The organism is Panacibacter microcysteis, assembly GCF_015831355.1.
GTDB lineage: Bacteria > Bacteroidota > Bacteroidia > Chitinophagales > Chitinophagaceae > Panacibacter > Panacibacter microcysteis.
Genome location: NZ_JADWYR010000002.1, coordinates 1,646,517 through 1,657,959, shown reverse-complemented (window position 1 = coordinate 1,657,959; position 11,443 = coordinate 1,646,517). Strand labels below are relative to the sequence as shown.

Annotated in this window: 10 protein-coding genes; 9 read left to right on the top strand and 1 reads right to left on the bottom strand. The window is 43.5% G+C overall.

The features are described 5' to 3' along the window. The first annotated feature begins 86 nt into the window (after positions 1–86). From I5907_RS18845 to I5907_RS18825, 5 genes are all read left to right on the top strand, one after another. Positions 87–683 (top strand): OmpH/Skp family outer membrane protein, encoded by a 597-nt coding sequence (locus tag I5907_RS18845; RefSeq protein WP_196992337.1) that lies wholly within the window; start codon positions 87–89, stop codon positions 681–683. A 95-nt stretch (positions 684–778) separates the two neighbouring features. Then, entirely contained in the window at positions 779–2,248 is a 1,470-nt protein-coding gene (locus I5907_RS18840; protein ID WP_196992336.1) for an APC family permease, read from the top strand. Between the two features lie 410 nt (positions 2,249–2,658). Next, positions 2,659–3,354, top strand: coding sequence for a Crp/Fnr family transcriptional regulator (locus tag I5907_RS18835; protein WP_196992335.1), 696 nt, complete (start codon positions 2,659–2,661; stop codon positions 3,352–3,354). Between the two features lie 30 nt (positions 3,355–3,384). Further along, the gene (locus I5907_RS18830; protein ID WP_196992334.1) at positions 3,385–4,074 is read left to right on the top strand and encodes an SDR family NAD(P)-dependent oxidoreductase; all 690 of its coding nucleotides are present in this window, start codon (positions 3,385–3,387) and stop codon (positions 4,072–4,074) included. Positions 4,075–4,083: 9 nt separating this feature from the next. Next, positions 4,084–4,530 carry a DinB family protein gene (locus I5907_RS18825; protein WP_196992333.1) on the top strand — a complete coding sequence of 149 codons (447 nt, stop codon included), beginning with the start codon at positions 4,084–4,086 and terminating at the stop codon, positions 4,528–4,530. 9 nt (positions 4,531–4,539) lie between these two features. On the opposite strand, the gene I5907_RS18820 is transcribed toward I5907_RS18825, so the two are convergent. Beyond that, positions 4,540–5,832 (bottom strand): BNR repeat-containing protein, encoded by a 1,293-nt coding sequence (locus tag I5907_RS18820; protein ID WP_196992332.1) that lies wholly within the window; start codon positions 5,830–5,832, stop codon positions 4,540–4,542. Between the two features lie 48 nt (positions 5,833–5,880). Here I5907_RS18820 and I5907_RS18815 point away from each other — a divergent pair, with 48 nt between their 5' ends. The 4 genes from I5907_RS18815 to recN all read left to right on the top strand — a co-directional run bounded on the left by I5907_RS18815 (position 5,881) and on the right by recN (position 11,295). Continuing rightward, positions 5,881–6,978 carry a Nif3-like dinuclear metal center hexameric protein gene (locus tag I5907_RS18815; RefSeq protein ID WP_196992331.1) on the top strand — a complete coding sequence of 366 codons (1,098 nt, stop codon included), beginning with the start codon at positions 5,881–5,883 and terminating at the stop codon, positions 6,976–6,978. A 119-nt stretch (positions 6,979–7,097) separates the two neighbouring features. Beyond that, positions 7,098–7,853, top strand: a complete 756-nt coding sequence (locus tag I5907_RS18810; RefSeq protein WP_196992330.1) for a zinc ribbon domain-containing protein — start codon at positions 7,098–7,100, stop codon at positions 7,851–7,853. A gap of 178 nt (positions 7,854–8,031) precedes the next feature. Beyond that, a complete protein-coding gene (locus I5907_RS18805) occupies positions 8,032–9,522 on the top strand; it encodes a tetratricopeptide repeat protein (protein ID WP_196992329.1) in 1,491 nt (496 codons plus the stop codon). 117 nt (positions 9,523–9,639) lie between these two features. Next, positions 9,640–11,295: a DNA repair protein RecN gene (recN, locus tag I5907_RS18800; RefSeq protein WP_196992328.1), complete on the top strand. Its 1,656-nt coding sequence runs from the start codon at positions 9,640–9,642 to the stop codon at positions 11,293–11,295. Positions 11,296–11,443: the final 148 nt, after the last annotated feature.

The following is an 11,443-nucleotide window of genomic DNA, read 5'->3' as shown; positions in this document are numbered from 1 at the left end:
GGCTCACAATATTTAATTTGTTAAGTGTTTTAACAAATCGTTTTTTAAAAATCCATATATCTTACACGCCTTAAAATCTTGCATGCATGAATAAGGCTTTACTTGGTTTGAATGTGGTATTGATTATTGCTGTTGGTGTACTTTACTATCTCTATTTTGACTATACCCACAGGGACTCTCACAAGATTGAGCAGGCACAAACCGCTGCGGCAAACACTTTTAAAATTGCTTACTTTGAACTGGATTCTTTGCAAACGCAATATGAATATTATAAAGAGGTGAAAGACTACCTGACAAAAAAAGATGCTGATTACAGCGCACAACTCAACAGCATCCGCAACCGCTACCAGGGTAAATTAAGGGAATACCAGGAAAAAGGGCCAACGCTGTCTCAAAACCAGCAAAGCGAATATGAGCAACAACTGATGAAACTGCAGAACGATTACCAGACCACTGAAGCAAACGTAAATTCTCAAATGCAGGCAGAGATGCTGGATAAGCTGCAAAGTGTAAAAATTAAGATCCAGGATTATCTTAAAACATATTGTGCCAGCAAAGGGTATGCTTATGTGTTTGCATCAAGCAAAGATGATGACCTGTATTACAAAGATTCTATACGCAATATAACTGACAGTATTGTTATAGGGCTAAATGCACAATACAAAGCAACAAAGACAAAATAACTTACCACATAATTTTATATCTTCCAATCCCGTTGATGCTTCAACGGGATTTTTAATGTATGTTGTAAAGTCATCAACCACAAAATAATTGCAGTATGTCAGAACACGCCCCTGGTTTTAAACCTACACTTGGCTTGATGGATGCGACCATGATTGTTGCAGGAAGCATGATTGGCTCAGGAATTTTTATTGTAAGTGCAGATATTACCCGTAACGTAGGTGGCGCAGGCTGGCTTGTACTTGTATGGGTACTTACAGGATTTATGACGCTTACGGCCGCATTAAGTTATGGCGAGTTAAGCGGCATGTTTCCCAAAGCAGGCGGCCAGTATGTATATTTAAAAGAAGCCTATAACCCGCTTGTAGCATTTTTATACGGCTGGAGTTTTTTTGCTGTCATACAAACAGCCACCATTGCTGCAGTTGGTGTGGCATTCTCAAAGTTTGCTGCTTACCTTATTCCTTTTCTCAGTGAAGATAATAAGCTGGTAGCTATTCCTACCGGAACAGACGATTGTGGCAATGCAACATTCTATACCATCAGCGCCGCACAATTTGTGTCCATCGGCATAATTGGGTTGCTTACTTATACCAATACCAAAGGCGTAAAAAGCGGCAAGTGGATACAGAATATCTTCACCGGTACAAAGCTTATTTCGCTGTTTGGGTTGATCATCGCAGGGCTGGTAGCATTTAAGCCCGAAATATGGCAGGCCAACTGGGCCACAGGCTGGCAGGCCACCAAAGAATCATTGCTGGATGCCTGTAACCCGGCTGCAGGTTCTGCCGTTACGCCTATTGCGGGCGCTGCACTCCTCGGCGGCATAGCCGCAGCAATGGTTGGATCGGTATTCAGCAGCGATGCATGGAACAACGTAACCTTTATTGCGGGCGAAATAAAAAATCCCGGCAAGAACATCGGGCTCAGCCTGTTTCTCGGCACCTTGATTGTAACGGTCATTTATGTCTCTACCAACCTTGTATATGTATCCCTGCTGCCCATGAATGAAATTGCACACGCAGATAAGGACCGTGTGGCTGTGGCCGCTGCAAACGTCATCTTTGGCAACGTGGGCACGTATGTAATAGCTGTAATGATCATGATATCAACTTTCGGTTGCAACAATGGACTGATACTGGCCGGTGCACGTGTTTATTACACCATGGCAAAAGATAAATTGTTTTTCAAAAAAGCAGGCGAGCTCAATGGAAATGCCGTTCCGCAATGGTCTTTGTGGGCGCAGTTTGTAGTAGCTTCCATACTATGTTTAAGTGGGCGCTACGGAGACCTGCTTGATATGATCTCTTTTGTGGCGGTAATATTCTATGTTTTAACAATCGTTGGCATATTTATCCTGCGAGTTAAAAGACCCGATCTTCCACGCCCGTATAAAGCATTCGGTTACCCGGTTCTGCCGGCGCTGTATGTTATTATGGGTGTTGCATTTTGTGTACTCCTCATTATTTACAAGCCACAGTTTACATGGCCCGGTCTAATCATCACACTCATCGGTATTCCCTTGTATTACATAGCAGTAGCAGGCAATAAAAAAAACAGGAAATAATTGTTGTTTCAGCAATTGTTTTTCATGGCATCGCCTGTTGTGTCACTCACTTGTGCGTTCCGTTGTTATGGCAGCTGCTGCGTTGCTGTTTGCTTTGCATACGCAATAGTCTGACTTTCATCGTAAAGCCCAGGTATCAAACATGTGTGCATCTCACACCCAACAATCAATTTTCTGCTAAAATCTCTTGTAATTAGCAGATTACAGATAGTCATTATTTCTACTTTGTTTATTTGCAGTAAATTGCAATAGCAGGCAGTATGCACGTTCTGCAGAGAACAATAACTACAAGCAGGCCTTCACAGCGTACTTCGTTTGTTTAAAGCTGTCTCAAACAATTGTATGATCTGATTTTACTTTTTTGCAATAACACATTCCGTAACAGGAACGCGGCCAGCCAACAAATAACTATGAAAGAATCTAAGAAACAATGCGATTTAAACACCTGCATGATGTGCAGGTTATGTATGAAAGAATGGAAACCTGCGCTTGCTGCCAGCCGCAGTAACTACACATACAGAAAAGGTGAGCTCATTTTTAAAGAAGGCGATGCCGTGCGGGGTGTGTACTTTATCAATGAAGGAACAGTAAAAGTACACAAGCAATGGGGAGATAAAGAGCTCATCTTAAGACTTGCAAACAGTGGCGCCATTGCAGGGCACAGGGGGCTTGGCGGAGATTTTATATATCCTGTTTCTGCCACTGCACTTGGTACTACCGAAGTATGTTTTTTTGATCTTGATTTCTTCAGGGCCACTATTAAAGTCAATCATGACCTTAGTTATGAATTAATAATGTTTCTCGCAGGCGATCTTAAAGAGTCAGAACAAAATATGCGCAACCTGGTACACATGCCCGTAAAAAACAGGATAGCCCAGGCTTTGATTGCATTGGAAAATAAATTTGGTGTACGGGAAAACGGCATAATAGATATAGACATCAGCCGGCAAGACCTGGCGTCGTTTGTTGGTACTACCTATGAAACACTTTTTAGAATGCTTAATGAGCTGATAGAAGAAGGGTTGATCAAAGCAGACGGAAGGCATTTACAAATCATCGATAAAAATCGTGTGTCAACGCTTACGCAATGGCATAACAATAGTTGAATAACCTACCTTAGCTGCAAACCGAATTAAATGAAAACCGTTATCATAACAGGTGCTAATGGAAACCTGGGTGTAGCCACCGTAAAGAAATTTCTGTCCGAATCATACCGCGTTATAGCTGTCGACTCAAAAGATAATCACTTGGAGTTTGCTGCTTCTTCCACGCATTTCGAATTTCATAGTGTTGACCTTTCCAGTGAAGAAGCTACCGCCGGCTTTATAGCAGCGACTATTGCAAAACATTCCAGGATAGATGCTGCACTCCTCCTTGTAGGTGGCTTTGCCATGGGCACGGTGGCAGAAACTTCCAGGGCCGATCTCCAGAAGCAATATTCACTCAATTTTGAAACAGCTTATTTTGTTGCAAGGCCGCTGCTGGCGCACATGCAACAAAACGGGTATGGAAGGCTGGTGTTTATCGGTGCGCGACCCGCTTTAAAACCTGCACAAGGTAAGAATGTAGTGGCCTATGCTTTGGCAAAGTCACTTTTATTCAACCTGGCAGAGTTTATAAATGAAGAGACAAAAGGTACCAATGTTGTAGCCTCTGTTGTGGCGCCAGGTACCATCGATACGCCACCAAACCGTGAGTCTATGCCCGGCGCAGATTACGATGCATGGGTAAAGCCCGGACAGATCGCTGAAGTGTTGGAATTTATTTGCAGCGCTAAAGGAGAGGTGTTGAGAGAACCTGTTTATAAAGTGTACAATAACGCCTAAAAACGCATCATGACAAAAGAAGCACTCATCAAACTTTTTGAAAGAGATCTCAGCAAACTTTCGCAGGAAATAGCGTCGTATACCAACGAACCCGATCTGTGGAAAGTAGAGGATAACATTGCCAACAGTGCCGGTAATCTTTGCCTGCACCTTGTCGGCAACCTTAAACACTTTGTGGGAATGACTTTAGGAAATATTCCTTATGAAAGACAGCGTGACAAAGAGTTTTCTGATAAGAACGTGCCGCAGCAACAATTGCTTCAGTATATAAATGAAACCAAAGCAGCGGTTTTATCTACTATTGAAAAACTTGACGATGCAATGCTCAGTGCTTTGTACCCTACAGAAGTATTCGGGTATGCAATGTCTGCAGAGTTTTTTCTTATTCACTTATATGGTCACCTTAGCTATCACCTTGGCCAGGTCAACTATCACAGAAGATTATTGAATAAATAATTGAAAATATTACCAGGGAGCGTATTCCAATACCTCAACCATTTTCGGCCTTGTGGTAGTCTTTCCCTCTTCATCTGCCTGTTCTGCATATTGCACAAACAAATGAAGCAGGTGTTGCTGTTTCCATAACTCTGTGTCGTACGTTGGCTCCCAGTAACCAACCGGATATGCTGTAATGTCCTGCACCAGCCATCTATTGCTGTGCAGGTCATCGCAGGTTGCAGCAGATATCTTACTGCCCCGCTCTTCGTCCCTGAAAATGATGCAGGCAATTATTTCATCCTGTTGCTTTGCAGCAATTATCTGCGGCCGTGAAACAGGAATTCTTTTAGTTCCCACGCCGCTTAAGCTAAATGCCGTTTTTCTGAATGAAAGACTATTGCTTTGCCACACACTGCCGGTGTTATAAATAATATGATATTGGGGCACACTATCCGCCTGCGCACGGTAATATGTGGCAATAAAAATTTTACCATCAAAAGCATACATGGACGTCTGGTTGATCAGTTCACTTTTTTCGGGTATAAAGCTGATATATTCCGCATTAGCAGCTGTAATCGGCAAGCTGAATTGTTTGCCGGTTGAGGAATACCATTTTATCCCGCCATCTGTTGACTTTGCATAGCACATATCATGGTTGCTGGCAACATCCGCACTTTCGCGCCACACCCAGGAAAGGTGAATGGCGCCGTTTTCATCTGTGCAGGATTGCCAGTACGCGTTCCGTTCACCCTCTCCGTCTACAACGTTGTCGTGCACCAGTTTCCATGCTTTGGTTGCGGTACTATATCTCTTTATAACCAGGTTGCCTTTACCTGATTCTCCGTTACGGTAAAAGAATAGCAGGTCGCCGCCCGGCAGCTTAAAAAATTCGGGGTAGGTAACGCGATCCTCCAGCGTACCCGTCATTGCCAGCGGCGTAGTAAGTTCCAGTGAGCCGGGTGCTACGCTTTTGCAATAGTGCAGTGTATTGTTATGGTGGTCCCATGCAATATGTAGATATCCATCACCGTCAACCATTATACTAATGGAGTTGTGCGCATCCCATGTATTGCCACGATAGGGCGTTTCCTGCAGGGTCCAGTGACCGGCTCCTGTTTTTCTCTTTCCCAATACCACATGTTGCCGCGCATTGTAGTAGGCAATAAATTGTGTGTCTTTAAAAGTAACGAGCGAATTTTTTCGGAACACCACGACGTTCACCGAATTACCGGCCCAACCTGAATCCACATTTACGGTATTGTATTGCTGTGCTTGCAGGAGTAGCGGAAGTAAACAACAAATAAGCACCACATATTTCATTACCGCAAGTTATCAGAATTTTGCCACCACATTACTTAACTTGCAAATATGAAGATTGCAGATGTTATACAGTTACTCGAACAAACTGCACCGCCATCATACCAGGAGTCTTACGACAATGCCGGCCTGCTTACCGGCAGCCCGGGTTGGGATTGTACAGGTATTGTTTGTGCTCTCGATGCAACAGAAGCGGTAGTGCAGGAAGCATTGCAAGAAGGTTGTAATCTCATAGTGGCACATCATCCCATCATCTTTGGCGGCTTAAAAAAAATTACGGGTAAAAACTATGTTGAGAAAACAATCATCGCGGCCATAAAAAATGATGTTGCTATTTACGCTGTGCATACAAACCTGGATAACATACTGAAAGGTGTAAGCAACAAAATGGCCGATAAACTGGGCCTGCTTAACCGTCATATTCTTGCTCCAAAAAGCGGCCAGTTGAAGAAGCTTTTTACGTTTGTGCCTGTAGCACATGCAGACGCGGTAAGGGCTGCCATATTTAATGCCGGTGGCGGCAATATTGGCAATTACAGCGAATGCAGCTTCAACGCGGAGGGTACCGGAACATTCAAAGCAGGAACAGGCACTGAACCTTTTGTGGGTAAACAACATGAGTTGCATTATGAAAAAGAAGTTAAAACAGAGATTGTCTTCCCGGCGTACCTGCAACAGAGCATTGTAGCTGCGCTTATCAAAGCGCACCCGTACGAAGAGGTTGCGTACGACGTTATTACGCTTGCTAACGAATTCCTGCAGGCAGGCAGCGGTATAATTGGTGTGTTGCCGCAACCAATAGACGAACCGCTATTCCTGGCAGCAATAAAGGATGCATTTGGTCTTTCAGTAATCAGGCACACACCGTTGCGCGGTAAAAAGGTGGAGAAAGTGGCACTTTGCGGTGGGGCGGGCAGTTTTTTAACGGGCCAGGCAATAGCCGCAGGCGCTGATTTTTACATAACCGGCGATGTGAAGTACCATGAGTTCTTTGATGCAAATGACCGGCTGGTAATTGCCGACATCGGCCACTGGGAAAGCGAGCAATTTACCATTGATTTGCTGTTTGATATTTTAACAGCTAAATTCCCTACCTTTGCCGTCCTTAAAACGGAAGTGAGAACGAACCCGGTTTTTTACTATACGTAGGTCGCCTTTGTACAGCAGAGAACAAAAAGTACAAGAGTGCGACGCAACGGAAGCTGAAGAAAGATTAAATGCCGGGCTCATCATTCAAACATCCCAAATACAAAATCGTACATCATAATATGGCGCCAGTTAAAGATTTCTCTGTTGAAGAAAAATTGTCAGCTCTCGTAAGGCTGCAAAAGATCGATTCAAAATTAGATGAGATCAAAGTTTTAAAAGGCGAACTTCCGATGGAGGTTAGCGACCTTGAAGATGAATTACAGGGTTTAAATGCGCGTAGAACACGTATTGAAGAAGAAATTAACGGTATTTCAGAATTCATTGAGCAAAAGAAACAATCGATCAAAGATTCTGAGGCACTGGTAAAGAAATATGAAAAACAAAGCGAATCTGTAAAAAACAGCCGCGAGTTTGAAGCAATCAATAAAGAAATTGAAATGCAGACACTCGAAGGTAAACTTGCAGAAAAACACATTCGCGATGCCAACGAAGAACTTGCTGATAAAGTAAGGGCGCTGGACAGTGTGAAAAAACAAATTGGTACAAGAGAAGGAACACTTGGCCATAAGAAAGGCGAGCTGGATAAGATCATTGCAGAAACGGAAAAAGAAGAACAGCATTTTCTTGATATAGCAGATGCCGCACGCAAAGGTACCGATGAGCGCCTGTTACATTCCTACGACAGGATCCGCAAAAGCTACCGCAATGGCCTGGCTGTTGTGCCGGTAATAAGAGATGCCTGCGGTGGTTGCTTCAACGCTATACCGCCACAAAAGCAGAGCGAAATACGCCAGCGCAAAAAAGTAATGATCTGCGAAAACTGCGGTCGTATTTTGGTGGATGATGATCTGAACAATGCCACAGAAGTAAATTAACGTTAAAGAGCATATTAAACATCGTAAAAAGGGTGCTGTTTCAGCATCCTTTTTTATTTTCGGGCCATCTGTGAAAATGCCATTGACTATTACTATGAGCCGGACTGCATTACTACTATTGAGCTTTGCTTGCGTCGCACACTGCAACGGCAGGAACATTGTTCGGCACAGTGCAGCCATGTTTATAAAAGCACTGCTGGTACTGGTGCCGGTTTTTACTGCTGCACGTGCCAAGGCAGAGAAAGTTTTTGACTTTACCGCCACCTGCCAGCAGGCTTACCAGCAAATCAGCAGTTTAAAGATCACGAATGGTCAGCTTCTGGTGCAACAGGCACGCAAAGAAAACCCTGATAATCTTATTCCCGAAATACTGGACAGCTATATTGACTTCTATGTACTTTTTTTAAACGAGGATAAAGCCGAATACGATAAGCGCATCGGCCATTTTGAAGAACGCCTGGGCAGGATTGAAGAGGGGCCGTCCAACTCACCGTTTTATAATTATTGGAGAACGGTTATCTATATGCACAAAGCCTGCGTGGAAATAAAATTTGGCCGGCAATGGGCTGCAGGCTGGAGTTTCAGGAAAGCCTTTAGTTTAATCAAAGAAAATAAAAAAAATTATCCCGGTTTCCAGCTAAATAATATGATCTATGGCCCGATGCAGGTAGCGGCCGGCACCATACCACCGGGTTACAAATGGCTGGCAAGCATTTTTGGTATAAAAGGCTCTATCAAAGATGGCATGTCGTTGATACAACAATTTCTAAACAATAATGACCCCCTCGCCAAACTTTTTTTCAATGAAGCCAGTTTCTACTATTGCTACGTATTGTTTTACGTACAGAACGAGCAGGAAGAAGTGTTCAGGTTTATAGCGCAACGTAAGCTGGATCTTGTAAACAATCATTTGCTTGCCTACATGGCGGCCAACCTGGCCATTAATAACAAGCGAACCGAGTATGCAAAAAATATTATCATTAACCGGAATAAATCATCTGAATACCTCGACATTGCCATCTGGGATTTTGAGATGGCGTACGTTAAACTGCACCATTTGGAAACGGCGGAAGCCATCCAGTATTTTCAGAGATTCTTTGCAAAGTTTCGTGGCAACTTTTATGTAAAAGATGCTTACGAAAAAATGAGCTGGTGCTATTACCTGCAGGGCAATGCACAGGCTGCAGAGCAGGCAAGAAAGCAGGTGTTACAAAAAGGCAGCCTTATTACTGATGCCGATAAACAGGCTCAAAAAGACGCTAAGAGTGGTGTATGGCCCAATAACCTTTTGCTGAAAGTACGATTGCTCAACGATGGTGGCTATAACAATGAAGCGCTTGCACTACTGCACGGTAAAAGTGCTGCTGACTTTGCAAAAGCGGAAGAGAAACTGGAATTTGCTTACCGTGTAGGCAGAATCTATGATGATATTGGCCGCGATACAGACGCTATAAAAATGTATGCGCTGGCAATACAGCTTGGCAAAGACAGAACTGAATATTATGCCGCCAGGGCTGCGCTGCAAATTGGCTGGATATATGAACGACAGGGTAAAAAAGAACTGGCCAAACAATACTACACGCAGTGTATGGACATGGAAGACCACGATTATAAAGACTCGCTCGATCAAAAAGCAAAAGCAGGCATAGCCCGCTGCGAAGGCACCTGATCATTTCCGCAAATCCGGGGATGTGCAAATGTTCAGCGGCATCATTTTTAAATAATACGCACATTTGCGTAATGAATATTTTTCAATCTTCAAATTGACTAATTTTCAACTTAATCTATGCTTCAGAAACTGCACATACAGAACTACGCTATAATAGACGAGATCGAAATAGATTTTTCAAAACAGCTCAATATTATTACCGGTGAGACGGGTGCCGGTAAAAGTATACTGATGGGTGCATTGAACCTGATACTGGGCGAACGTGCAGATACATCTATGCTGATGAAAACCGATAAGAAATGCTTTATTGAAGGGTTTTTCGTGGTAGAAAAAAAGAAACCCGTAAAAGCATTTCTCGCATCGCAGGAGTTTGATGTGGATGATGAACTGGTTTTGAGAAGAGAAATCGCAGCCAACGGTAAGTCAAGAGCTTTCATCAATGACTCACCCGCCACACTGCAACAGTTGAAACAACTGGCTTCTTTGCTGGTAGACCTGCACCAGCAATTCGATACACTGGAACTAGGCGACGCAGATTTTCAGCGCGAGGTGCTCGATGCGCTTGCCGGTAATAACGCCATGCTTGCTGAATACCGGTTGTTGTATTACCAGTGGCAGAGCGCAAAAAAAGAACTGGAACAACTGCAGTTGCAAAAAAGCAATTTTAATAAAGAACTAGATTATTTCCAGTTCCTGTTTGATGAACTGAATGATCTTGGCCTGAAGCCAAATGAGCTTGAAGACCTCGATGCTGAGCTACAGGTACTGAGCAACGCAGAGGCCATCAAAAATGCATTGGGTAAAGTTTACTTCGAATTAAAAGAAACGGAACAGCCTGTTTTACAGGTTATCAAACAACTGGTTAACCAGTTGCAATCATATGAGACATACGATAGCGCCATAGCAACGCTGATAGAGCGATTACGCAGCACACAGATTGAATTGGCTGATATAGCTTCTGAGGCCGAACATACAGATAGCAAGATCGTGTATGATGAACAGCGCATTGATAAAGTGAATGAAAGAATTGCCGCAGGTTATAAAATGCTGAAAAAACACAACGTAAAAACAACCGATGAATTATTACAGGTACAGCAGTCACTGGAAGAACGATTACAGACTGTTTTAAATATTGACCAGGAGATCATCAATAAAGAAAAAAACACGGCCAGGTTACTGAAAGATGCAGAAGCGGTTGCAACAAACATTTCGGCCGCAAGAAAAGCAGAGACAGAGCCGCTGTGTAAAAAAGTGAATGCGCTGCTCACACAGGTTGGTATGCCTAATGCCAGGCTAAAAATAGATGTGGCAGATGCGGCACTGAACGAGTTTGGAAAAAACAGCATCGAATTTCTTTTCGATGCCAATAAAAGCAACCGCTTCGAACCTTTGAGAAAAGTGGCGAGCGGCGGTGAGCTAAGCAGGCTGATGCTTTGTATAAAATCGCTGGTAGCAGAATCGATCGATCTGCCTACTATGATCTTTGATGAAATAGATACCGGCATTTCCGGCGAAGCCGCCAAACAGGTTGGCATTATTATGAAGAAGCTGGCAGGTAAGCGGCAGGTAATAGCCATAACACACCAGCCGCAAATAGCAGGAAAAGCAGACGCGCACTTTTTCGTTTATAAGGAGATCAAAGGCGATGCAATAAAAACGAACATACGGTTATTGAACCAGGACGAACGCATTACTGCCATTGCGCAAATGCTGAGCGGCGAAAAACCTACCGCTGCGGCATTGGAAAACGCAAGAGAAATGATCATGAATTAAACCTTCACAAAAACACATGAACCCCATCGTTATCGTACTTGCACCTGTTGTTATATTGGGGTTACCTGTGTATGCTGTTTCAAAATACCTTGAGCGCAAAATGAAGCCCCGCAAGGGATTTACGGCCTTTATCTTGTGGCTGCTTGCT